The 22,344-nt window shown below is 45.7% G+C and carries 25 protein-coding genes; 19 read left to right on the forward strand and 6 right to left on the reverse strand.

Going from position 1 to position 22,344, the window contains the following annotated elements; genetic code table 11:
• Positions 1–3 precede the first annotated feature (3 nt).
• From recF to dnaA, 4 genes are all read right to left on the reverse strand, one after another.
• Positions 4–1,122: a DNA replication/repair protein RecF gene (recF, locus tag B5066_RS02920; RefSeq protein ID WP_079474466.1), complete on the reverse strand. Its 1,119-nt coding sequence runs from the start codon at positions 1,120–1,122 to the stop codon at positions 4–6.
• A 10-nt stretch (positions 1,123–1,132) separates the two neighbouring features.
• Positions 1,133–1,357, reverse strand: a complete 225-nt coding sequence (yaaA, locus tag B5066_RS02925; RefSeq protein WP_079474467.1) for a S4 domain-containing protein YaaA — start codon at positions 1,355–1,357, stop codon at positions 1,133–1,135.
• 202 nt (positions 1,358–1,559) lie between these two features.
• Positions 1,560–2,702, reverse strand: coding sequence for a DNA polymerase III subunit beta (gene dnaN, locus B5066_RS02930; RefSeq protein ID WP_079474468.1), 1,143 nt, complete (start codon positions 2,700–2,702; stop codon positions 1,560–1,562).
• Between the two features lie 146 nt (positions 2,703–2,848).
• Positions 2,849–4,189, reverse strand: coding sequence for a chromosomal replication initiator protein DnaA (gene dnaA, locus B5066_RS02935; RefSeq protein ID WP_079474469.1), 1,341 nt, complete (start codon positions 4,187–4,189; stop codon positions 2,849–2,851).
• A gap of 623 nt (positions 4,190–4,812) precedes the next feature.
• Here dnaA and rpmH point away from each other — a divergent pair.
• From rpmH to B5066_RS02980, 9 genes are all read left to right on the forward strand, one after another.
• Positions 4,813–4,950: a 50S ribosomal protein L34 gene (gene rpmH, locus B5066_RS02940; protein WP_079474470.1), complete on the forward strand. Its 138-nt coding sequence runs from the start codon at positions 4,813–4,815 to the stop codon at positions 4,948–4,950.
• 99 nt (positions 4,951–5,049) lie between these two features.
• Entirely contained in the window at positions 5,050–5,412 is a 363-nt protein-coding gene (gene rnpA, locus B5066_RS02945; protein ID WP_079474471.1) for a ribonuclease P protein component, read from the forward strand.
• A 186-nt stretch (positions 5,413–5,598) separates the two neighbouring features.
• Positions 5,599–6,234 carry an RNA-binding cell elongation regulator Jag/EloR gene (jag, locus tag B5066_RS02950; protein WP_244897336.1) on the forward strand — a complete coding sequence of 212 codons (636 nt, stop codon included), beginning with the start codon at positions 5,599–5,601 and terminating at the stop codon, positions 6,232–6,234.
• A 216-nt stretch (positions 6,235–6,450) separates the two neighbouring features.
• The gene (gene mnmE, locus B5066_RS02955) at positions 6,451–7,827 is read left to right on the forward strand and encodes a tRNA uridine-5-carboxymethylaminomethyl(34) synthesis GTPase MnmE (RefSeq protein ID WP_079474473.1); all 1,377 of its coding nucleotides are present in this window, start codon (positions 6,451–6,453) and stop codon (positions 7,825–7,827) included.
• A 46-nt stretch (positions 7,828–7,873) separates the two neighbouring features.
• Positions 7,874–9,754 carry a tRNA uridine-5-carboxymethylaminomethyl(34) synthesis enzyme MnmG gene (gene mnmG / locus B5066_RS02960; RefSeq protein WP_079474474.1) on the forward strand — a complete coding sequence of 627 codons (1,881 nt, stop codon included), beginning with the start codon at positions 7,874–7,876 and terminating at the stop codon, positions 9,752–9,754.
• 118 nt (positions 9,755–9,872) lie between these two features.
• Complete coding sequence (rsmG, locus tag B5066_RS02965) at positions 9,873–10,586, forward strand: 16S rRNA (guanine(527)-N(7))-methyltransferase RsmG (RefSeq protein ID WP_079474475.1); 714 nt, start codon at positions 9,873–9,875, stop codon at positions 10,584–10,586.
• A gap of 117 nt (positions 10,587–10,703) precedes the next feature.
• A complete protein-coding gene (noc, locus tag B5066_RS02970; RefSeq protein WP_079474476.1) occupies positions 10,704–11,546 on the forward strand; it encodes a nucleoid occlusion protein in 843 nt (280 codons plus the stop codon).
• A gap of 40 nt (positions 11,547–11,586) precedes the next feature.
• The gene (locus tag B5066_RS02975; RefSeq protein WP_079474477.1) at positions 11,587–12,360 is read left to right on the forward strand and encodes a ParA family protein; all 774 of its coding nucleotides are present in this window, start codon (positions 11,587–11,589) and stop codon (positions 12,358–12,360) included.
• On the forward strand, positions 12,341–13,189 hold the full coding sequence (locus tag B5066_RS02980; RefSeq protein ID WP_079474478.1) for a ParB/RepB/Spo0J family partition protein: 849 nt from the start codon (positions 12,341–12,343) through the stop codon (positions 13,187–13,189). Before B5066_RS02975 ends, B5066_RS02980 begins: the two co-directional genes overlap by 20 nt.
• Before the next feature lie 82 nt (positions 13,190–13,271).
• Here B5066_RS02980 and B5066_RS02985 read toward each other — a convergent pair whose 3' ends face one another.
• Positions 13,272–13,730: a GNAT family N-acetyltransferase gene (locus B5066_RS02985; protein WP_079474479.1), complete on the reverse strand. Its 459-nt coding sequence runs from the start codon at positions 13,728–13,730 to the stop codon at positions 13,272–13,274.
• A gap of 393 nt (positions 13,731–14,123) precedes the next feature.
• On the opposite strand from B5066_RS02985, the gene B5066_RS02995 reads away from it, so the two are divergent.
• A complete protein-coding gene (locus B5066_RS02995; RefSeq protein ID WP_079474481.1) occupies positions 14,124–14,834 on the forward strand; it encodes a DUF554 domain-containing protein in 711 nt (236 codons plus the stop codon).
• Here the strand turns inward: B5066_RS02995 and yyaC are convergent.
• Positions 14,772–15,494, reverse strand: coding sequence for a spore protease YyaC (gene yyaC, locus B5066_RS03000; protein ID WP_079474482.1), 723 nt, complete (start codon positions 15,492–15,494; stop codon positions 14,772–14,774). The genes B5066_RS02995 and yyaC overlap by 63 nt on opposite strands.
• Positions 15,495–15,703: 209 nt before the next feature.
• Between yyaC and B5066_RS03005 the strand changes: the two genes are divergently transcribed.
• From B5066_RS03005 to rplI, 9 genes are all read left to right on the forward strand, one after another.
• Entirely contained in the window at positions 15,704–15,892 is a 189-nt protein-coding gene (locus B5066_RS03005; RefSeq protein ID WP_079474483.1) for a DUF951 domain-containing protein, read from the forward strand.
• Between the two features lie 152 nt (positions 15,893–16,044).
• Entirely contained in the window at positions 16,045–17,145 is a 1,101-nt protein-coding gene (ychF, locus tag B5066_RS03010; protein ID WP_079474484.1) for a redox-regulated ATPase YchF, read from the forward strand.
• Positions 17,146–17,283: 138 nt separating this feature from the next.
• Positions 17,284–17,571, forward strand: a complete 288-nt coding sequence (gene rpsF, locus B5066_RS03015; RefSeq protein ID WP_022792961.1) for a 30S ribosomal protein S6 — start codon at positions 17,284–17,286, stop codon at positions 17,569–17,571.
• 27 nt (positions 17,572–17,598) lie between these two features.
• The gene (gene ssb, locus B5066_RS03020) at positions 17,599–18,087 is read left to right on the forward strand and encodes a single-stranded DNA-binding protein (RefSeq protein WP_079474485.1); all 489 of its coding nucleotides are present in this window, start codon (positions 17,599–17,601) and stop codon (positions 18,085–18,087) included.
• 44 nt (positions 18,088–18,131) lie between these two features.
• On the forward strand, positions 18,132–18,368 hold the full coding sequence (gene rpsR / locus B5066_RS03025) for a 30S ribosomal protein S18 (protein ID WP_079474486.1): 237 nt from the start codon (positions 18,132–18,134) through the stop codon (positions 18,366–18,368).
• A 163-nt stretch (positions 18,369–18,531) separates the two neighbouring features.
• Positions 18,532–18,669: a hypothetical protein gene (locus tag B5066_RS16650; protein ID WP_158219096.1), complete on the forward strand. Its 138-nt coding sequence runs from the start codon at positions 18,532–18,534 to the stop codon at positions 18,667–18,669.
• A 249-nt stretch (positions 18,670–18,918) separates the two neighbouring features.
• A complete protein-coding gene (locus B5066_RS03030) occupies positions 18,919–19,857 on the forward strand; it encodes a YybS family protein (RefSeq protein ID WP_079474487.1) in 939 nt (312 codons plus the stop codon).
• A 12-nt stretch (positions 19,858–19,869) separates the two neighbouring features.
• On the forward strand, positions 19,870–21,840 hold the full coding sequence (locus B5066_RS03035; protein WP_079474488.1) for a DHH family phosphoesterase: 1,971 nt from the start codon (positions 19,870–19,872) through the stop codon (positions 21,838–21,840).
• The gene (rplI, locus tag B5066_RS03040; protein ID WP_079474489.1) at positions 21,837–22,280 is read left to right on the forward strand and encodes a 50S ribosomal protein L9; all 444 of its coding nucleotides are present in this window, start codon (positions 21,837–21,839) and stop codon (positions 22,278–22,280) included. Before B5066_RS03035 ends, rplI begins: the two co-directional genes overlap by 4 nt.
• Positions 22,281–22,344: the final 64 nt, after the last annotated feature.

Consider the following 22,344-nt stretch of genomic DNA (forward strand, 5'->3'; position numbering starts at 1 on the left):
CACCTACTGTTTTTCCAATTGACCCTTGCGGGCTGTAAACACGGTTGCCCGCTCGATTGTCTCGTGCTTGATGCTTTCAATGCTTGTCGTGGTAACAAAGGTTTGTACTTTCCCCTGAATCGCGTCCAATAAATGAGACTGCCGATGCTGATCAAGTTCCGAAAGCACATCATCAAGCAGAAGAATAGGATACTCTCCTACATAAGCGCGGATAAGTTCTATCTCTGCCATTTTCAGGGACAGGGCAGCTGTTCGTTGCTGGCCCTGGGAACCGTACGTTTGTACGTCCCTTTCGTTGACTAGGAGCTTCATTTCGTCCCGGTGCGGTCCTGCAAGCGAAAGCCCCCGGCGGACCTCATTTTCCCTGCGTCGGCCTAGCTCTGTACGAAGCTCTTCAGCAAGCACGGAGGGCTCCATCTCTGCATGAATGTTTGCAGAGGGGTCGTACCGCAGCTCAAGGCGCTCCCGGTTCTGTGTGATCCGCGTATGGATCTCTGAGGCCCATCGCTCAAGCTGCTGCAGGAAGCCGTAACGACGCTGAATTACCTTCACGGCTGCTTCAATGTACTGTTCATCAATTACTTCAAGCGTTAATTCCTGCTCTTGGCTGGGCACGGGAAACATGCCCTTCAGCAGCTGGTTGCGCTGCTTCAGAATGCGCTGATACTTGGAGAGGTCGTGCAGATACACCGGGCTGATCTGGCCGATCTCCATATCAATAAAACGCCGTCTCATATTCGGCCCGCCTTTTACAAGGTTAAGATCTTCCGGGGCAAACATGACGACGTTGCAGGCGCCTATATATTCACTTAGCTTTTTTTGTTCAATGCCGTTCTTTTTTACTTTTTTTCCTTTAGCAGAAAGAACGACTTCAAGATCAACGTGCCGCTGCTTTCGTTCTACTAAAGCTTCAATACGGGCAAAATCGTGGTTCCAGCCGATTAGCTCCTTATCCTTGGAGGTCCGGTGGGACTTCGCAAAAGCAAGCATATGAATAGCTTCCATCAAATTCGTTTTTCCCTGGGCATTTTCTCCAACAATAACGTTTACAGTGTTCTCTATTTGCAAAGCAATATCTTCATAGTTCCGATACTGCTTGAGCCGAATATTTTTTACATACACAGGCCTGTAGTCATCCTTCGCCGGTATCGATAGTGAAGGTTCCGTTCTCTTCGACTTCCACTACGTCTCCTGGATACAGCTTTCTTCCCCTGCGGGCTTCTTCTTCCCCATTCACTTCCACAGCGAACTCAGAGAGAAACCACTTCGCCATACCACCTGTATCGATGATTCCAGCTTCTTTGAGGAACTGGCCGAGTGTTATATATTCGGTTGTGATATTAATCGCCTCTCCCATATCGATCCTCCCGACGCCGGATATTCAAAGCATAATTATTACTTCTGCCTGTTTCCGAACATATTTCATTCATACTCTATATTTTACTAAAAATAAGCGAAAAATGCCAGTATATCGCACTATTCGTTTCACGTGCCCTGCCAGCACAACATAAGAAAAACGGCCTCCTGTTTTATACAAAAGGCCGTATACTCGTTTAACTTTAATACGTGCGTACCGGTGAGAATAAATGCAGCATTTGATCGTGGTCTGTCGGACGTACAACAAATGGGCTCATAGCTCCGGTGAATTGAATATGGATTTTTTCGCTGTCGATTACCTTCAGGGCATCTGTAATGTTTTTTCCGTTAAACGAGATGCGAAGTTCTTCTCCATCTATTTTATCACAATCGATGTTTTCCGTCACTTTTCCAATTTCAGATGAAACGGAGTTAATTTCAACTCGTCCGTCCCCGAGCGTTTTCAAGTTGATCACGTTGTTTTTTGTTTCTCTTGATAGCAGCAGTGCCCGGTCGAGGGACTGCAGCAGCTCTTTTGTGGACAACTCCACCCCGGTTTTGGTCTCGGAAGGAATCATATTTTTTGTTACCGGGTATTTCCCGTCGAGGAGTCGTGAATAAAACAGAAGATGTGGAAAACGAAACATTACCTGGGTTTCCGTAATAATAATTTCAACGGTGGAATCATCATCGCTCAGCAGGCGGCTTAACTCATTTAGACTTTTACCCGGGATAACAATATTAGATAAATCGGGCGCATCCGAACCTGCTTCAAGATTTGCTTTTCGGAGAGCAAGACGGTGGCTGTCTGTAGCCGTACAGATCAGCTCCCCGTTTTCGCTTTCGAGGTTTACACCTGTCAACACTGGCCGGGTTTCTTGCGCTGATACGGCGAAAACAGTCTGTCGGATCATATCCTTAAGCAGACTCTGTGGCAGGTGAAACATATTTGTATCATCAAGCTGGGGAAGCCTTGGGTATTCTTCAGGATCCAGGCCGTTCAGGTTAAACACGACCGAACCGGAACGAATCGTAGTCGCAAACTGGTCCTGTACAACAACTTCAACTTCCTCGCCCGGGAGTTTCTTTACAATTTCTGCAAAAAAACGGGCCTGAAGCACAATGCTTCCCTGCTCGTGCACTTGAACATACTGGTTATCGTTTTCTTCTGTCGGAATAAACGTTTCGATCGATATATCGGAATCACTTCCGGTTAATGTTACGCCATCAGCAGCGGCAACGATCTTGATACCAGTCAGTATTGGGATTGTCGTTCTCGAGGAGACAGCTTTATTTACGTTTTGTACATGTTGCACAAATTGATCTCGATTAACGGTGAAATGCATAGGTCATCTCCCTTTATATATATTGTTTTTAAAGTAGTAATAGTAGTAGGGCCTGTTAGTAATGTGGATAAATAAGGTTTGCACTGCCAGATCAGGGATTTCCACGTGTGAATAAGTTGTGTATAGCGTTGTGGTGTTATCCACACCTATGTGCGTAACTGATCGATGATTCCTTGAACGGTTTTCTGCAGATCCGTATCCGTAGACATTAAATTTGATATTTTTTCGTGGGCGTGAATGACGGTTGTATGATCCCTGCCTCCAAAAGCTTCACCGATTTTTGGAAGAGAGGCATCCGTCATTTCGCGGGAGAGGTACATCGCGATCTGGCGCGGAAAAGCAATGCTTTTCGTGCGTTTTTTCGCCTTTAATTCCGGTACAGGCATTTGAAACTGCGTCGCTACCCGTTCCTGAATATGCTCTATAGTAACCGTTTTAGGCTGGGCAGTGGGAATAATGTCTTTCAAAGCTTCAGCCGCCAGATCAGCATTCATATCCTGGTTGATCAAAGAAGAATAAGCGACGACGCGGATAAGTGCCCCCTCAAGCTCACGGATGTTTGTATCAATTTGGTTAGCAATATAAAGCATAACTTCATTTGGAATATCGAGCATTTCTGCTTTTGCTTTTTTGCGCAGAATAGCAATTCTTGTTTCCAGGTCCGGCGGCGTGATATCAGTGATCAACCCCCATTCAAACCGGGAACGGAGCCGGTCCTCAAGCGTTGGTATCTCCTTTGGCGGCCGGTCGCTTGAAATGACAATCTGCTTGCTTTCTTCATGAAGAGCGTTAAAGGTGTGGAAAAATTCTTCCTGTGTCTGCTCTTTTCCAGCTAGAAACTGAATATCATCGATAAGCAGCACATCGACATTCCGGTATTTGTTTCGAAAATGTACGGCTTTATTGTCCCGGATAGCATTAATAAATTCATTGGTAAACTTTTCAGAAGACAAATACATGACTTTGGCATTTGGATTATGGTCAATAACGTAGTGTCCAATAGCATGCATTAAGTGTGTTTTTCCAAGGCCGACTCCACCATAAATAAACAATGGATTATACGCTTTGGCCGGAGCTTCAGCTACTGCAAGTGAGGCAGCATGGGCAAAACGATTTCCAGAACCAATTACAAAAGTGTTAAACGAGTATTTATCATTCAGCATGCTCTTTGGAAGGTCCTGGCTGGAGGCGGGAGGTGCAGCCTTTGGCGGCGCTGGTTCGTTTTCTACCGGGGATTCAGCCTGGGGAATGACAAATTTCACCTGCAGTGCAGATCCGGTAATATCTTCTAAAGCGTCAGTAATCAGGTTTGTATATCGGCTTTCAAGCCAGTCACGGGCGAATTCATTCGGTGCTTCAATAATTACAGTGTCTCCTTGAAGATCCGAAGCTTCTGTCGCTTTTAACCATGTTTCATAGCTTGGCTTACTTACTTTTTCCTGCATTAGTTCCAATGTCTGGTTCCATAAATCAGTAATATTTTCCAATAAGGATGCACTCCTCTCGTACAGGCTTAGCAGTATACAGTGGCTTGGCTGGGAACTTAAATCCTTAGAAAGACGGAAAAGGCTTCTATCTTATCATGGTGAAAGAAAGAAACCCAATAAGTAAAATATGCGGAAAATGCATATTGCATGCGTTATAAAATTATTGTGCAATAATAATAAAATTATGTAAAAAAAGAAATACACATAATACACAAGGCTGTGAATAATATTATCCGGAGGCTGTGGAAAATTATCCACAAAGTTATCAACACGTGTGGATAAGACGTTGTTGTATGAAATGTTATTAACAGAAACTTAATCAATGATAGCAAATAAAAAGATGAATAACAACGGGAACATATTTGCTTATCCACAAACTCAAGAACTTGTGTATAGAAACTATCCACAACACTAGATTATGTGTACAAGTTGTTTATAATGCTGTGGGTGCTTTTTATGTTCGCTTTTGTTTATCCACACAATCGGTTAAATCAGATGTGTACAAACAAAGGAACCAGCTGCCTGTTTTCACAAGGGGATGGTTGACAGTTTTTCTTATTCTCTATATAATTTACGGGAATGTTTTCGAACGTTTATTACTCCTTGAGGAGGTGCGATACACTATGGGAAAACCAACATTTACCCCGAACAACCGGAAGCGTAAAAAGGTACACGGTTTCCGTGCGAGAATGGGAACAAAAAACGGCCGTCAGGTTTTGAAAAATCGTCGTCGTAAAGGTAGAAAAGTATTATCTGCATAAAAAGAGACCACGGATTCTATCCAGTGGTCTTTTTTTCTGTCTTCAGCTGGAAAGAAAAATACCGGCGGTTGTTAAAGGAAAAAGGGGGAAAACCGGGTAATGAAAAAGTATAATCGTTTAAAAAAGAATCACGAATTCAGCTATATTTTTGCGCACGGGACTTCCTTTGCCAACCGGCAGTTTGTGCTTTACACCTTAAAGAAGGAGGATCAGGTTCATTACCGTGCAGGGCTGACAGTAAGTAAACGCATGGGAAATGCCGTCATGCGCAACCGGATTAAGCGCTATCTTCGGGAAGCTGTATCGGAACTTGAGCCCCGCATCCCTGGAGGCTATGACCTAGTGGTTATAGCCAGAAAACCAGTAGCAGAGATGGATTACCATGAAACGAAAAAGAGCCTCACTCACGTGTTTAAAAAGGCTGGTCTATTAACCCCCAGCAAGGCAAAGCCACAAAAATAGGCACTCCTCTGCTCCCGGTTCTGTTCAGCATGGTAAAATGCTGACAAAGAGCAGGAATTTCCCGGGCTGATGGAGAATGTATTTAAAGTGCTAGAGGGGCTGACTCACCTGAATTATTTTTGCACATGATTGTACATGAAATCTTTGCCACAAAGAAACGTAAGGCTTCAGGAGGGCGGGCTGACAGTGAATCAATCGATGAAAATTTCCGGTAAAACAATAGAAGAAGCTTTAGATAAAGCTGTGCAGGAATGGGGAACAACAATAGACCGTATCGAATACCAGGTGCTTGAAGAACCACGAAAAGGGTTTTTAGGCATTGGAGCGAGGCAGGCTTACGTGGAAGTATCCGTGCGGGTTGATCCTGTAGAAGAGGCGGCGGCATACTTAAAAGATGTGGTTCAGGCTATGAACGTAGAAGCAGAAGTGGAAGTAAAAATCTCAAGAAAACTTATTTCGATGGAGCTCGAAGGTAATTCTCTGGGTCTTTTAATTGGAAAACGGGGGAAAACTCTTGATGCGCTTCAGCACCTTACGAACACGGTCGCCAACAAGCATGCCAATGCTAAACAGCATATTGTGCTTGATGCTGAAAATTATCGTCAAAATCGAAAAGAATCGTTGCAGCGGTTTGCGGAGCGTATGGCCGGGAAAGCTCGTCGGGAAGCCATTACGATTAAGCTCGAGCCCATGGATGCAGCAGAACGAAAAATTGTTCATCAAACGCTGCACCGGCACCCGGATATCGAAACGACCTCTACAGGCAAAGAACCGAGACGCCATGTGGTAATTACACCTGCCGCAAAAGAAAATCCAAAATAAATTTAACCACCGCCTGGGCTGCCAGGCGGTTTTTTGTTCGCAAGCCGTTTATACACAGGTTATCCACATGTGGATAAAAGTCTTTTGCGAAATGCTTTCATATGATATTCTATTTAGTTAGAAGCATAGAAGGAAAACGACGCGAGCGATGCCGAAAAAGGTGTCGTCCTTTTCGTGTGTCTAATAGACGAAGAAAAACCCAGGGAGGGTTGATGAATGGAAACAGACACAATTGCTGCGATTTCCACTCCGAGCGGGGAAGGGGCTATTGCAATTGTCCGCCTGAGCGGAGACGAAGCGCTTGATATTGCAGACCATGTGTATAAAGGCAAAAAATCTCTTCATGAAGTGGAAACTCATACAATCCATTACGGACATATTATTGACCCGGCAGATGGCTCTGTGATTGAAGAATCCATGATTTCTGTCCTGAGGGCCCCAAAAACATTTACAAGAGAAGACATTGTGGAAATTAATTGCCACGGCGGGCTGGTGTCGGTCAACCGGGTTCTTAATAACGTATTAAGTCAGGGAGCACGGCTGGCGGAGCCGGGAGAGTTTACGAAACGGGCGTTTTTGAACGGACGCATTGATCTCACCCAGGCAGAAGGTGTTATGGATCTGATCAGAGCTAAAACCGACCGTGCCATGCAGAGTGCTTTAAAACAGGTGGAGGGAAGGCTTTCCGAACGCATCCGTAAACTCCGCCAAAAGCTTCTCGAAACAGTAGCCAATGTGGAAGTGAATATTGACTACCCCGAATTTGATGCTGATGTCGTGACCACGAACGTTTTAAAGGAAAATGTAGCGTTTGTCGGCGAAGAGATTGATCAGCTGCTTGTAACGGCAAGACAGGGAAAAATTATGCGTGAAGGGCTTGGTACAGCGATTATCGGCCGCCCGAACGTAGGGAAATCCTCGTTAATGAATAACCTGGTGCATGAGAATAAAGCGATTGTAACGGAAGTCCCCGGCACCACCAGGGACGTGCTCGAAGAATATGTGAATGTCCGGGGAGTGCCTCTTCGTTTAATTGACACTGCCGGTATACGCGAAACCGAAGATATTGTGGAAAAGATTGGCGTAGAGCGTTCCCGGCAAGTACTTCAGGAAGCGGAACTGATCCTTCTTGTCATTAACAGCGCAGAGCCGCTGTCTGATGAAGACCGAGCATTATTTCAGGCAGTTCAAGGCATGAATGTTATTGTTATAATGAACAAAACGGATCTCCCCAAGCAAGTAGACGAGGAAGAACTCCGGGAGTTTACATCTGGCCGGCCGATTATTGCTGCTTCTTTTCTGAATGATGAAGGCATCGACAGTCTTGAAGAAGCGATCGCCCATCTCTTTTTTGATGAAGGGGTGGAAGCGGCAGACATGAATTATTTGTCCAATGCCCGTCATATCGGGTTATTGAATCAGGCCAAACGTTCGGTGAATGATGCTTTGGAAGCTGTGGAAATGGGAGTGCCTGTAGATATGGTACAGATTGATATTACGCGGGCCTGGGAACAGCTCGGCGAAATTGTCGGGGAAAACGTACATGATGGATTAATTGACCAGCTGTTTGCCCAGTTTTGTCTCGGAAAATAGATATATCCGCTGTAGGCGGAGGAAAATACTAGAAGGAGGAACCGTAATGAGTTACAACGGAGGAAATTATGACACGATCGTCATCGGCGCCGGACACGCGGGAGTAGAAGCAGGGCTTGCTTCTGCACGCATGGGGGCCAATACATTGATGCTGACGCTGAACCTGGACGCCGTAGCTTTTATGCCCTGTAACCCGTCCGTAGGAGGACCGGCAAAAGGGATCGTCGTCCGTGAAATTGATGCACTCGGTGGAGAAATGGCTAAAAACATCGATAAAACGCATATTCAAATGCGAATGCTTAATACGGGGAAGGGCCCGGCAGTCCAGGCACTTCGTGCGCAGGCTGATAAGTTTCTTTACCAGCAGGAAATGAAGCGGACTCTTGAGAACACAGAAAATTTAACGATTCGCCAGGGGCTGGTAGAGGAATTGATCGTTGAAGATAACGTTTGTAAGGGTGTAGTGACTAATACTGGTGCCAGCTACTACGCTTCATCGGTTGTAGTAACTACGGGCACCTACCTGCGCGGTAAAATTATCCTCGGAGAACTGGCTTATGAAAGCGGGCCGAATAATATGCAGCCTTCCATCAATTTATCGGACAGCATTAAAGCACTCGGCCTGGACATGGTCCGTTTTAAAACTGGCACGCCGCCACGGGTAAACAGTAATTCTATTGATTACAGCAAAACAGAAATTCAGCCTGGCGATGAGCAGCCGAGAGCCTTTTCCTACGAAACGGTGGAATTTATTACTGATCAGCTGCCATGCTGGCTTACCTATACCGGTTCGGAGACACATGAGTTGATTACAAACAACCTGCAGCGTTCGCCGATGTATTCGGGTATGATCGAAGGAACCGGACCGAGGTATTGTCCTTCAATTGAGGATAAAATCGTGCGTTTTAATGACAAACCAAAGCACCAGATTTTCCTTGAGCCTGAAGGCAGAAACACAGATGAAGTATACGTACAGGGGCTGTCCACCAGTCTTCCGGAAGACATTCAGTTCGGTATCCTTAAAACGATCCCGGGGCTCGAAAACGTAAAAATGATGCGTCCGGGCTATGCGATTGAATATGATGCCATTGTACCGACGCAGCTTTGGCCGACGCTTGAAACCAAAACGGTGGAAGGTCTATTTACCGCAGGTCAGATTAACGGTACGTCCGGGTACGAAGAGGCTGCCGGGCAGGGAATCATGGCCGGTATTAACGCAGCCCGCAAGGCTCAGGGCAGGGAAGGCGTTATCCTCGACCGTTCGGATGCCTATATCGGTGTATTGATTGATGACCTGGTCACTAAGGGCACTAACGAACCGTATCGCCTGTTAACGTCGAGAGCGGAATACCGCCTCCTTCTCCGTCATGATAATGCTGACCTGCGTTTAACCGAAACCGGCCACGAAATCGGATTAGTCCCGGAGGCCCGCTACGAGCGATTTATTCATAAAAAAGAAGCGATCGAAGCCGAGAAAAAACGACTGGAAAGCTTTACCTTGAAGCCCCATGAAGCGATTAATGAAATGCTTATTTCCCAGGGATCTACAGCGATGAAGGAAGCAGCTTCGGCAGCCCACCTGATGAAGCGGCCGGAAATCGGTTATGCTGACATCGCTCCGTTTGCTGAGGCGCCTTCGTCAATTGCGCCGGATGTAGCCGAGCAGGTGGAAATTCAAGTGAAATACGAAGGATATATTTCGAAACAGCTTGAACAGGTGGAGCGTATGAAGAAAATGGAAGAGAAAAAGATTCCGGAGAGCATCGATTATCATGACATTTCGGGTATTGCAATCGAAGCAAGACAAAAGCTTTCAGAAGTACGTCCGCTGTCTGTCGGCCAGGCTTCCCGTGTATCCGGGGTGAACCCGTCCGACATATCTATACTGCTTGTATATATCGAACAGGGCCGTATGGCAACAACGTAACAGTAGCGCATGACTAAGCCCCTGCTTTCAGTAAGCAGGGGCTTTTTTCAAGATATCTCTATTCCCGGAAGAAAGTCCGGGAGTGTTGTATTATCCAGTGAAGGGCAGGAAAGATAAAATGAGTAAAGAAGCGTTTCCAGAATGGCTTCAAGCCATACATATTACTTTGGATGATAAACAGAAAAAGCAGTTTGAGCAGTATTATCAACTGCTTGTTGAATGGAATGAACGCATGAATCTGACAGGGATTACCGAAGAACAGGAGGTGTATGAGAAGCATTTTTATGATTCTCTCACCGGAGCTTCTCTCCCGGCTTTCAAGGCAGAAGGATCTTTTATCGATGTAGGATCGGGGGCCGGATTTCCGAGCCTGCCGCTAAAAATATGCTTCCCGGAACTCCAGGTTACGATTGTTGATTCTTTAAAAAAACGTATTGGTTTTCTGGAAGAAATCGTAAGTGAGCTTGGGCTTGAGGGAGTGACTCTAATCCATGACCGGGCCGAACAGCTTGCACGGCAAAAAGCGTATCGGGATCAGTTCGATATGGCCAGTGCCCGTGCTGTGGCCAGACTTCCGGTGCTTTTGGAGCTATGCCTGCCTTTTGTAAAGCCGGGAGGCGTATTTATTGCATGGAAGGGAGCAAGTGGCGAAGAGGAACTTCACACTGCGGAGAACGCCCTGGCAAAATTAGAAGCAGAAGCCGGGAGCCCGGAGAAAATGAAACTCCCGAAAGAAAACAGTGAACGAGTGCTTCTAACATTCGCAAAAAAGAAAAAAACCCCAAAGGCGTATCCAAGAAAATCAGGAACACCGGCAAAAAATCCTTTATAATCACTACCGGCTCATTCGACAACCTTTAGAAACGTGATAGAATGAAAATAGCAAAGGCACGAAATCCACTAGTGAAGCATCAAGGGTCGCAGTTTTTAAGTGAGGTGATATACGGGTATGAAACAGTCGATTCAAAAATGGTTCGGCCTGGGCGATAATCAGGCTGAAAAAAGCGGCATTAATGAACACGAAGTCAAAATGATTCCAATTCATCAAATCATGGCTAACCCATTTCAACCGCGGACGATCTTTTCAGATGAAAAGCTTTCGGAGTTAGCCCAGTCGCTGCAGACGCACGGGCTCCTGCAGCCAATTACGGTCAGAAAGCAGTCCGGGGGGTACGAAATAATTGCCGGTGAAAGGCGTTGGCGTGCTTCGCAAAAGCTTGACTGGAAAGAGATACCGGCGCTGGTGAAAGAATTTAATGATACACAGACGGCTTCGATTGCGCTTATTGAAAATTTGCAGAGGGAAGCGTTAACTGCGCTTGAAGAAGCAGCTGCTTATGCCAGGCTGCTCGAAATGAATCAGCTCACGCAGGCAAGTCTGGCGCAGCGGCTGGGGAAAAGCCAGTCTACGATCGCTAATAAGCTTCGTCTTTTACACCTGTCTGAGTATGTGCAGGATAAGCTGTCAGAAAAAACTATTACAGAACGACACGCCAGAGCACTTCTAAAGCTTCCGGATGCAGAGCGCCAGGATCGTATCGTTGATGAAGCGATAGAAAAGGACTGGAATGTAAAACAGACGGAAGATAAGATTGCTGCTTTGCTCGATCCTAAGCCGAAAAAAACAAAGCAGCCGAAGAAGCATGTCTCCAGGGATACCCGTATTGCCTTAAATACGATCCGCGAGTCAATAGAGATGGTAACAAAAAGCGGTATGGTGATTGATACAAATGAGGAAGACTACGATGGTTATTATCAGGTGACTATTCGAATACCAAAATCAAAGCAGTAAACAAGAAGAACAGCATGGAACTTGGAAAGTAGGTGTATCGATGGCAAAAACTGTTGCTATCGCCAACCAGAAAGGCGGCGTTGGGAAAACAACAACAGCAGTAAACATAAGCGCCTGCCTGGCGCATGTAGGCCAGCGGGTGCTTCTCGTAGACATTGACCCGCAGGGAAACGCCACCAGTGGGGCCGGTATTGAAAAAGGGGACGTGGAGCGGTGCATATATAACGTTCTCGTCGAAGACACGGACATTCGTGATATTGTGCGGGGGACTGCTTTGGAACAGTTGGACGTAGTACCTGCCACTATTCAGCTGTCCGGAGCAGAAATTGAACTGGTTTCCACTATTTCCCGGGAAATAAGACTAAAAAATGCTCTGGAGGATGTGGCTGAGCAGTACGACTACATAATAATCGATTGCCCGCCCTCTCTGGGACTTCTAACGATTAACGCGCTTTCTGCTTCGGATTCGATTTTAATTCCGGTACAGTGTGAATACTACGCTTTGGAAGGATTAAGTCAGCTGCTCAATACGGTCCGTCTCGTACAGAAGCACTTAAATCATGATTTGGAAATTGAAGGAGTGCTTCTTACGATGCTCGATGCAAGGACCAATCTTGGTTTCCAGGTCATAGAAGAAGTAAAAAAATACTTTCAGGAAAAAGTATTTGAAACGATTATCCCCCGGAATATACGACTTGGGGAAGCTCCAAGCCACGGTCTTCCAATTATTATGTATGACGCGAAGTCTAAGGGTGCCGAGGTCTATTTAGAATTAGCAAAGGAAGTGGTTGCTGGTGGCCAAAGGTCTAGGTAGAGGGTTGAACGCTTTTTTTCCGGAAGAAACAGGCAGCAACGAAGATCAAATCACTGCGGTACCAGTACAGGAATTGCGGCCCAACCCTTATCAGCCGAGAAAACGGTTTGAAGAAGAAGCCATTGAAGAGCTGAAGCAGTCTGTGGCAGAGTTTGGCGTTCTGCAGCCAATTCTTGTCCGCAAAAGTATTAAAGGATATGATATTGTCACCGGAGAGCGGCGGTTCCGGGCTGCTTCGGCAGCGGGATTAAAAGAAATTCCGGCAATCGTAAAGGATTTAAGCGATGAACGGATGATGGAAGTCGCTTTGATTGAAAACTTGCAGCGGGAAGATTTGAATCCCTTGGAAGAAGCCCATGCGTATCAGCGCCTGGTGGAGTCACTCGATATTACTCAGGATGAACTGTCTAAGCGTCTCGGGAAGAGCAGACCGCACATTGCCAACTATATCCGGCTTCTGCAGCTGCCAGCAGAAGTACAAAAGCTCGTGGAAACAAAGGGAATTTCTATGGGGCATGCCAGAACGCTTCTTGGATTGAGAAAGAAAGAGCTGGCCGCTAAGGTGAGCGAGCAGATTGTTAAACAGTCTCTTAATGTAAGGCAGACGGAAAAGCTCGTTCAGCAGATGAATGAAGGTGTTCCACGTGAAACAAAGCAGAAGCAACCTGCTTCTCCTTTTCTCGAGCAGAAAGCAGAAGAGCTTCAATCGTATTTCGGAACTTCTGTTTCTATTCAACAGGGGAAAAATAAAGGCAAAATTGAAATTGAATTCTTTTCGGATGAGGATCTCGATCGGATCCTCCAGCTTCTGAGCGAAGAGAAAGAATAACGAAAGGGCTTCCAGTTATCAAAACGGGAGCCTTTTCTAATTTTTATAGTTCAAAAGAGGCCTCCCGGGGAAAAAGACCTTTTCAGGCATAGGAAGAATAGCGTTCTAGCACTACCATAGGATGCCCGTCCGGGAGATTGAATTTACGGGATATGACAAATCCAAAAGAATAATAAAGATCGATCGCCGGCTGATTCTTTTCGCTCGTATGAGCGTAAATTAAAGTATCGAGATGGTGGTTTAATAGATATTTCATCAGGTAGGAAGCAAAGCCCCGCCGGAAAAAATCCGGATGCACGACGAGCCTTGTAATTTGCAGCTTTTTTTCCTGGTGTTCATAAGCAATTAAAGCACGGAGTTCACCCTCTACAAAATAACCTACAAAAGTTTCCTTCGAAGAGCGGATGGCTTCTACTGATTCGTTTAAAGCAGGGATATCAAAATTATCTATAAGCACAGCCTCTGTATAGTAGGATTGCTGCTGCAGAGCAAGTATGCTTTTTGCGGTTTCGTATTTATGATTGGATAACTGGACAATCATAACGATCTCTCCTTGAAATGAAAGAGGCGGGGGAACTGTAAAAGATCTTGGCTATGTAACTTTTGCCGTATAGTACGGGCCCGCTCTATTTCATTTTATAGTAAAATATTTAAAGCCCAGCCGTTACTAACAAAGGTGAACGGCAGTTGGAGAGTGCCTGCCAGAAGAGACGGGGCACGGAGATCTTTAAGACATGCTGTATGCAAGCAAAAAGGAAAGCTTTTATCCAACCTGGAAAGAATGAAATGACAGCTGAAAAGAACTCCCGAAAGAAAACGAAGAGGAAAGCAAAGCCTGTTCCTGCTTCTGACAAACGTTTACCGTTATGATTTTGAGTTCTGGATGGGCACATATAAAAACAAAGAAACAAGCAGGAAAAGGGAGCGGACGTTTATGGTGCTTACAGGAACGCTGGTTAACGGAGTGACCATTATTATTGGATCGTTAATGGGATTGTTATTTCACCGTATTCCGGAAAGAATGAAAACTACCATTATGCAGGCATTGGCGCTGGCTGTTGTACTTCTCGGCATACAGATGGGACTGCAGACAGAACAATTTTTAATTGTCGTAGGCAGCCTGGTGACAGGAGCCTGGGCAGGAGAACGGATACGAATTGAGGACAAACTGGAATCTCTTGGGCGGTGGGTGGAAAAACGGATTGGAAGCGGTAGTGCAGATAATAAAGTAGCCAAAGGTTTTGTAACGGCCACGCTGGTTTACGTGGTGGGAGCGATGGCGGTTCTTGGAGCAATGGACAGCGGCCTGCGCCAGGAACACGACGTTTTATTTACAAAATCAATGCTGGATGGGTTCTCAGCGCTTATCTTTACAACGACGATGGGGATAGGTGTGCTTTTTTCATTTATACCTGTTGTCCTCTATCAGGGATCAATCGCTCTTTTTGCTGTCCAAATTGACAGGCTGGTACCCCAGGAAGCCATGGATACCTTTATTACCGAAATGACGGCTACTGGCGGCGTGATGATTATCGCCATTGGATTGAAGTTAGTGGGGCTTTTAGAAATCCGGGTAGCCAATCTACTTCCGGCGATACCGATGGTGGCTTTTTTTGTGTTTATTATCCGCCTGTTCGGCGGATGAAGCTTCACGCAGAAAACGGATATGATCATCATCATTATGAAATGTAACGGGAAGAGCAGCAGCTTTTCCCCTGCGTAAAATATCCTGCTTTGATAATGACTGATCAACGAGAAGAAAGGTGTCTGCTATTAAAGAAGCCATCGTATTGATAGTATAAAGCCGGGTGTTTTGCAGTACAAAATATTCCATCATCCCACTGACATTCACTATGCCGTTAATGTGCATATCTCCAACTATAGGGAGTTTCTTTTTCATCGCAGCCCCTGGAGTTACTCCTCCTTCATTCAAAGTAACTTTTCCGACATTCTGCAGATAGCCAAGGCAGGCGTCGACAGCGATAACAAAAGCATGCGGATGGTCTGCTTCAATGAGAGAGAGCGTTTCCTCCAAATTAACAGCGTGTACTGGGTATTGGAGAGTACCATATACATAAAAATTTTCCAGTCTTTTTTCAAGAAGCTTGCTGCCAGTCAAAGGGCCGAGTGAATCTCCGGTGGATCGGTCTGTTCCGATACACACGACTATAATGTCTTCGTCTGTGACACGCTCACGGAGATGGCTGGTCAGGCATTTTGCCAGTTCTCCAGCGCTTTCGGGCTCATTCATGCTGACATGGCAGTGAGTACGATAGGTTTCACGTGAAACAGCTTTTTTCCCCATAGCAGATAGCCCCTTTCCGGAATTGCAGCCAAAAATAAATGATATTAGCCTACTATACCCGCGTGTGGGCAAAAATAACGGTTATATTTAAGCGACAGGCTTCGTGAATAAGGAAATGCTGGTTTTATTGAGGTTTGCGGCGGAGTAAGATAGGATAAAAAGTATCAAATTGTTCAGGTAAAAATGATGGGAAAGGAGAAACGGGAGCTATGGCGGAAAAGCAGCCTTTTGAAATCAATAATATTGTAGAAATGAAAAAACAGCATCCGTGCGGAGAAAACCGCTGGAAAATTATTCGGATGGGCGCCGATATCCGGATTAAATGTGAGGGGTGCGGGCACAGCGTGATGCTTCCGAGAAAAGAGTTCAATAAAAAGGTAAAAAAGGTGCTCGAATAACCATCGAAGCCGCTCTTGTTGTCGCAGAAAAGAAATTATACTATACTCAAAGCAATATACTAACGATAAAGAGTTGCTTTACAGGACAGCTGCGGTTGTCCTCTTTGTTATGTTTAGAGAAATATTAATTGAAAGAAAGAAGGAAATAATAAATGGCTTTAACTACAGGTATAGTCGGGCTTCCAAATGTCGGGAAGTCAACATTGTTTAATGCGATTACGCAGGCAGGGGCGGAGTCTGCCAACTATCCGTTCTGCACCATTGACCCCAACGTAGGCATAGTAGAAGTTCCGGACAGCAGGCTCGAGCAGTTAACAAATATGTTTCAGCCGAAAAAAACGATTCCTACCGCATTTGAATTTACAGATATCGCCGGCATTGTGGAAGGCGCAAGCAAAGGGGAAGGCCTCGGGAATAAATTTCTGTCTCATATCCGGGAAGTGGATGCGATATCCCATGTAGTACGCTGCTTTGATAGTGATGACATCACCCACGTGTCCGGGAAAATAGATCCGATTAACGATATCGAAGTAATTAACCTTGAACTGATTCTTGCAGACCTTGAAACAGCAGAAAAGCGGATTGATAAGGTAGCAAAGCTTGCCAAGTCCAAAGATAAAGACGCGATGCAGGAGCATGCGGTTCTCGAAAAAATCATCGAAGCATTAAAAGAAGAGCAGCCAGTGCGCAGCCTGGAGTGGACCGAGGAAGAGCTGAAAATCGTCAAGGGCTTCCAGCTCCTCACGATGAAGCCGGTATTGTACGTAGCCAATGTCAGTGAAGACGACTTAATGGAGGAAGGGGACAATGAACATGTCTCCCGCGTAAAAGAATTTGCAGCAGCTGAAGGCGCCGGCGTGGTCGTTATTTCCGGGAAAATTGAAGAGGAGCTTGCAGAGCTTGAGGGAGAAGAAAAAAATGAATTTCTTCAGGATCTCGGCATTGAAGAACCGGGACTCGACCAGCTGATCCGGGAAGCTTATTCCCTGCTTGGGCTGCAGACGTACTTTACTGCAGGCGAACCTGAAGTGCGCGCCTGGACGATCCGCAAAAATACAAAAGCACCGCAGGCAGCCGGAGTTATTCACAGTGATTTTGAAAAGGGCTTTATTCGTGCAGAAGTAGTCGGTTATGAAGACCTAATGCAGGCAGGTGCAATGAACAGTGCCAAAGACGCAGGCAAGGTAAGGCTTGAGGGCAAAGAATATATTGTTAAAGACGGGGACGTTGTCCACTTCCGCTTTAACGTTTAATTTTTCTGCCGGGAATATTGTAAAATGAAAGTCAAGCTGATATAATTTTAACTTGCGAGTTAAAAACGGATAAGCGTTTTTTGCTCCTTGTTCTTTTCCACTGGAAAAGAGCCGAAGACCAAAAGGAGGTGACGCAGCATGCGGAATTATGAGGTACTTTACATTATCAGCCCGAATGTTGACGAAGATGGTGTGAAAAACACAATCGAACGGTACAACAAAATCTTAACAGATAACGGCGCTGAAATTGAAAAAGTAGACGAAGTAGGGAAAAAACGTCTCGCATACGAAATCAATGATTTTCGTGACGGGTATTACGTTGTAACTTACATTAAAGGCACCGCGGACGCTACCAACGAATTTGACCGTCTGGTTAAAATCGATGATAACGTAATCCGCCACTTAGTTGTTCGTAACGACGACTAATTTCATTAACAATCAGGAGGGGTTTAAATGATAAATCGTGTCGTGTTAGTCGGCAGGCTGACCGCGGACCCTGATCTGCGTTATACCCCGAACGGCGTAGCAGTCGCTAACTTTCGCCTTGCGGTAAATCGTCCATTTACCAACCAACAGGGCGAACGTGAAGCAGACTTTCTTAACTGCGTCATTTGGCGGAAGCAGGCAGAAAATGTGGCCAATTACTTGAAAAAAGGAAGCCTGGCCGGTGTAGACGGACGTATGCAGAGCCGGAGTTATGAAAACCAGGAAGGCCGTCGTGTAACAGTAGTAGAAGTTCAGGCGGAGAGCGTGCAGTTCCTTGAGCCGCGCGGAGCATCCGGAGGCGGAGGTTCTTCGCAGGGAGGCGGCTATTCTCAGCAGCAGAACAGCCAAAGCTCAGGTTCAGGCCAGCAAAATCGCGATTCGTCTAATTTAAACGATGATCCGTTTTCGGACAACGGGCAGCCAATCGACATTTCAGATGACGATTTGCCATTCTAAAACCCCTGAGAGCATAAACAATCTTTTATAAAGGAGGATAAACAATGGCAGCAGCAGCACGTCGTAGAGGAAAAAGACGGAAAGTTTGTTACTTCACAGTAAACAAAATTACTCATATCGATTACAAAGATACTGAACTCTTGAAGAAGTTTATTTCAGAAAGAGGGAAGATTCTTCCACGCCGCGTAACTGGAACGAGTGCGAAATATCAGCGTAAGTTGACCCGCGCTATTAAGCGTTCCCGTCACGTAGCATTGCTTCCTTATGTGCGTGAGCAGTAAGGAAAACATCTAAACACCCTTTTCCAGGTTTCATGCCTGGAAAAGGGTGTTTGTTTTTTTCGGCGGAGCTGTTTTGCATCGTCTCGATGTTTAGTGTTTTTCCTCCGGGGTATACATAAAGTAATCGTTGACGCACTTTATACACCAAGAGGGAGGCTTTTGTATGGACGTTCAGTCTTATATTACAAAAATTAATAAACAGCTGGAAGAACTGAAACAGGATGATATTCAGGCCGCAGAGGAAAACATAGAAGCAGAAGTGCCGGATAACTCTTCTTTCAAACTGCCGAAGGAAGAATAGAAAGAAGCTTTTCAGCAAGCAAATAAATGAAACAGGGCGCTGGCGGAAGTCAGCGCTTTTTAAATATGGACAGCCTTTGACTATTCGGCTGTTCGTCTTTCTTTTTGAAAAGGAATAAGCTAAAATGAACGAATGGAATTTCCATGAATACGAAGGAATAAAGGCAGCACGGGGATAATGTTGGAGTGAAAGCGCTGAGCGGCTGCTGTACATTTATTTGACTGCCTTTGCAAATGAGGTGAACGTGAAGTGAGAAACGCTAGAAGTGTCGCAGAAGCAGCTGTTTTTAGCGCTGTGTTCCTGGTGCTGGTACTGCTGTTGATTTTTGTGCCGGTCCTGGGGAGTTTATTAACGATAGCGATGCCGCTTCCGTTTATTATTTTTGTAGCAAGAAACGGATGGAAGCCGGGCATTTTTATGTTTATTGTCTGTGCGCTGCTTGCCACTCTGTTTACGGGTGGAATCGGCTTTCCGACGGCTTTGATTTTCGGTCTTGGAGGCATTGCGGCCGGGGCACTTATTCATCAAAGGAAACCCGCTTTTGCTGTGTTTGCTGCGGGGACTGTGGCATATATAACCGGCCTGGTTCTATTTTATTTGAGCTCCGTTTTTCTGTTTGATATTGACCCTATCCAATTAATACAACAAACACTGAACGAGTCTATTTCCCAGGCGAGAAGCATGATGGAAAGCATTGATCAAAATACCTCGAACCTGGACGCCCTGGCTGAGATGGTTACGCTGATTCAATATATCGGCCCAGTTCTCCTTATCGGTACAGGCATTATTCTTTCGTTTATAACTCAGGCGTTTGCCCACATTATTCTGAAGCGTGTCCGGGTGGATTACCAGCAGTTTCCGGCATTTCGAAACTGGAACTTTCCGAGGTCCCTTATATGGTATTATTTGACCGGTTCTATATTTATTTTGATTGGGCTTGAAGAAGGCACCGCTATGTATATTGTTGTCATGAACCTTTTTCCTCTTTTGGAGCTTGCTGTAGCGATTCAGGGCTTTACCGTTATTTTCTATTTTCTGCATGCCAAATCCTATCCAAAATACTACGGGGTTCTCATTATCGTCGGGAGTATATTATTATCAACAATAGCATTATTTTTAGCCCGCATTTTAGGTATAATAGATTTAGGTCTAAATTTGAAGCAACGCATTCAAACCGACACGAAGTAGGGGTTGAGTTACATGCCGAAGTTTTTAATACGGCGGTGGTACGGCTATCATATCGTCGGATTGTTCATACTAGCCGGAATAGCCCTGGCCTTTCTCACATGGTTTCAATGGGAAATAGGGGCTGTAGGTTTTATTTTGCTCGGAGCTTTGGCTGTTTATGTTATCCAGGCGGAGCGTTCATTTGAAAAAGAGCTGGAGCGGTATATATCTACGCTGACCCACCGGGTGAACAAGGCGGGGGAAGAAGCAGTCACTGAAATGCCCATAGGCATACTGCTGTACGACAGGGATTATCAAGTACAGTGGGCAAATCCCTTTATTCTTTCCTATCTACCGAAAGAGTTCATGGGAAAACCGCTCAGTACTGTTTCTGAACGTCTGTCTGCAGCGATTAAGCAGGGCGAAAGTGAAATACAGCTGACGATGAGAAATCGCCATTACACAGTGTATATTCACCGCGAAGAACGCCTGCTGTACTTTTTTGATATGACCGAAACGATAGATACCCAGGCGCTTTATCAAAAAGAAAAATCCGTTGTATCATTTATTTATTTAGATAATTTCACCGAAGTCACCCAGGGCATGGATGATCAGACAAGAAGCCGGCTGATGAGTCATGTAACCACCGCTTTAAATGAATGGGCGGGCGATCATGACATTTTACTGCGAAGTATTGCAGTGGACCGGTTTATTGCTGTCATGAATCAGGGGGCCCTTGATCATCTCGAGCAGACAAAGTTTGAACTGCTCGATTACGTTCGTGATATTACCAGTAAAGAAAAAGTAACCATTACGCTGAGCATTGGCATTGGAGCGGGCGAGCCTTCGCTCCAAGAGCTTGGTTCGCTGGCTCAGTCCAGTCTGGATCTGGCGCTTGGACGTGGAGGCGACCAGGTAGCCATCAAAGATGCTAATGGAAAAGTGCGTTTTTATGGCGGAAAGTCCAACGCAGTCGAAAAACGCACGAGAGTTCGCGCTAGAGTTATTTCCCACGCGCTGCGTGATTTCGTGCTTGAAAGCGACCAGGTTATTGTAATGGGGCATAAGAACCCGGACATGGATGCGATTGGCGCTGCGATCGGTGTACTTAAAATCGCGGAAGTAAACAATACGGATGCGTATGTTGTAGTGGACCCGGATGAAATTAATCCGGACGTGAAAAAGCTGATGGAAGAAATCGAAAACCATGAATATCTGTGGTCTCAATTTATTACGCCTTCAGAAGCAATGGATGAAGTGACAAAGCATACGCTGCTTGTTGTCGTGGACACACACAAACCATCCATGGTTATTGAGCCGCGGCTGATTGACCGCGTGAACCGTACGATTGTGCTTGACCATCACCGCCGGGGGGAAGAGTTCATTGAAGACCCGGTGCTTGTATATATGGAGCCGTACGCTTCCTCCACAGCCGAGCTTGTAACGGAGCTTTTGGAGTATCAGCCGAAAAAGCTCAGCATGGACGTGCTTGAAGCAACAGCAATGCTCGCAGGCATTATTGTGGATACGAAAAGCTTTGCCATCCGGACAGGATCGAGAACATTTGATGCAGCCTCATTTTTAAAAATGCACGGGGCCGATACGACGATGGTGCAGATGCTGTTAAAAGAAGATCTCGATCAATACGTGGAGCGGTCGCACCTTATCGAACGGGCAGAAGTGTACCGGGATGGAATGGCTGTCGCAGCAGCAGCAGAAGACGAAATGTACGGCCAGATTTTAATCGCCCAGGCAGCAGACACCCTGCTTACGATGAATGATATTAAAGGTTCTTTTGTGATATCTAAGCGCCAGGATGATAAAATTAGTATCAGCGCCCGTTCACTGGGTGAAGTGAACGTGCAGTTAATAATGGAAGCTTTAGGCGGAGGCGGTCATTTGACGAATGCAGCAACGCAGTTGACCGATGTTACGATTGATGAAGCGGAAAAACGCCTGAAGCAGGCCATTGATGAATATTTGCAAGGGGGCACAACCGAATGAAAGTTATATTGAAGCAGGACGTAAAGGGTCAGGGGAAAAAAGGTGAAGTTGCAGACGTTTCCGAAGGATATGCCAGAAACTACCTGTTAAAGAAAAACCTTGCCGTAGAAGCGAGCAAAGGCAACCTGCGGGACCTGGAAGCTACGCAGAAAAAGCAAAAAGAGCGGGAGCAGGAAGAGCTCGAGCAGGCGAAGAAGTTTAAAGAGCAGCTCGAAAAAACAGATGTGGAGCTCACAGCTAAAGCGGGCGAAGGCGGCCGTTTGTTCGGAGCGGTTTCTACAAAACAAATTGCTGAAAAACTGAAGAGCATGGACATGAAAGTAGATAAAAGAAAAATAGAAATTGACCAGCCAATTCGTTCGCTTGGCTACACAAAAGTACCAATCAAGATCCATCCTGAAGTCACGGCTGTCGTAAACGTACACGTGACCGAAGAGTAACAGCTGCGTGGATGAATAAAGAGCCTGTTTCCCCGTCATAAACAGAGGGTAAGAACCAGGCTCT

The organism is Marinococcus halophilus (assembly GCF_900166605.1).
In the GTDB taxonomy this organism is placed as follows: Bacteria; Bacillota; Bacilli; order Bacillales; family Marinococcaceae; genus Marinococcus; species Marinococcus halophilus.

Excerpts from the sequence above, each read along its gene's own strand:
- yaaA (WP_079474467.1), bottom strand. The coding sequence starts at position 1,357 with ATGGGAGAGGCGATTAATATCACAACCGAATATATAACACTCGGCCAG.
- dnaN (WP_079474468.1), bottom strand. The coding sequence starts at position 2,702 with ATGCATTTCACCGTTAATCGAGATCAATTTGTGCAACATGTACAAAAC.
- rpmH (WP_079474470.1), top strand. The coding sequence starts at position 4,813 with ATGGGAAAACCAACATTTACCCCGAACAACCGGAAGCGTAAAAAGGTA.
- rnpA (WP_079474471.1), top strand. The coding sequence starts at position 5,050 with ATGAAAAAGTATAATCGTTTAAAAAAGAATCACGAATTCAGCTATATT.
- mnmE (WP_079474473.1), top strand. The coding sequence starts at position 6,451 with ATGGAAACAGACACAATTGCTGCGATTTCCACTCCGAGCGGGGAAGGG.
- mnmG (WP_079474474.1), top strand. The coding sequence starts at position 7,874 with ATGAGTTACAACGGAGGAAATTATGACACGATCGTCATCGGCGCCGGA.
- rsmG (WP_079474475.1), top strand. The coding sequence starts at position 9,873 with ATGAGTAAAGAAGCGTTTCCAGAATGGCTTCAAGCCATACATATTACT.
- noc (WP_079474476.1), top strand. The coding sequence starts at position 10,704 with ATGAAACAGTCGATTCAAAAATGGTTCGGCCTGGGCGATAATCAGGCT.
- B5066_RS02975 (WP_079474477.1), top strand. The coding sequence starts at position 11,587 with ATGGCAAAAACTGTTGCTATCGCCAACCAGAAAGGCGGCGTTGGGAAA.
- B5066_RS02985 (WP_079474479.1), bottom strand. The coding sequence starts at position 13,730 with ATGATTGTCCAGTTATCCAATCATAAATACGAAACCGCAAAAAGCATA.
- B5066_RS02995 (WP_079474481.1), top strand. The coding sequence starts at position 14,124 with ATGGTGCTTACAGGAACGCTGGTTAACGGAGTGACCATTATTATTGGA.
- yyaC (WP_079474482.1), bottom strand. The coding sequence starts at position 15,494 with ATGGGGAAAAAAGCTGTTTCACGTGAAACCTATCGTACTCACTGCCAT.
- B5066_RS03005 (WP_079474483.1), top strand. The coding sequence starts at position 15,704 with ATGGCGGAAAAGCAGCCTTTTGAAATCAATAATATTGTAGAAATGAAA.
- ychF (WP_079474484.1), top strand. The coding sequence starts at position 16,045 with ATGGCTTTAACTACAGGTATAGTCGGGCTTCCAAATGTCGGGAAGTCA.
- rpsF (WP_022792961.1), top strand. The coding sequence starts at position 17,284 with ATGCGGAATTATGAGGTACTTTACATTATCAGCCCGAATGTTGACGAA.
- ssb (WP_079474485.1), top strand. The coding sequence starts at position 17,599 with ATGATAAATCGTGTCGTGTTAGTCGGCAGGCTGACCGCGGACCCTGAT.
- rpsR (WP_079474486.1), top strand. The coding sequence starts at position 18,132 with ATGGCAGCAGCAGCACGTCGTAGAGGAAAAAGACGGAAAGTTTGTTAC.
- B5066_RS16650 (WP_158219096.1), top strand. The coding sequence starts at position 18,532 with ATGGACGTTCAGTCTTATATTACAAAAATTAATAAACAGCTGGAAGAA.
- B5066_RS03035 (WP_079474488.1), top strand. The coding sequence starts at position 19,870 with ATGCCGAAGTTTTTAATACGGCGGTGGTACGGCTATCATATCGTCGGA.
- rplI (WP_079474489.1), top strand. The coding sequence starts at position 21,837 with ATGAAAGTTATATTGAAGCAGGACGTAAAGGGTCAGGGGAAAAAAGGT.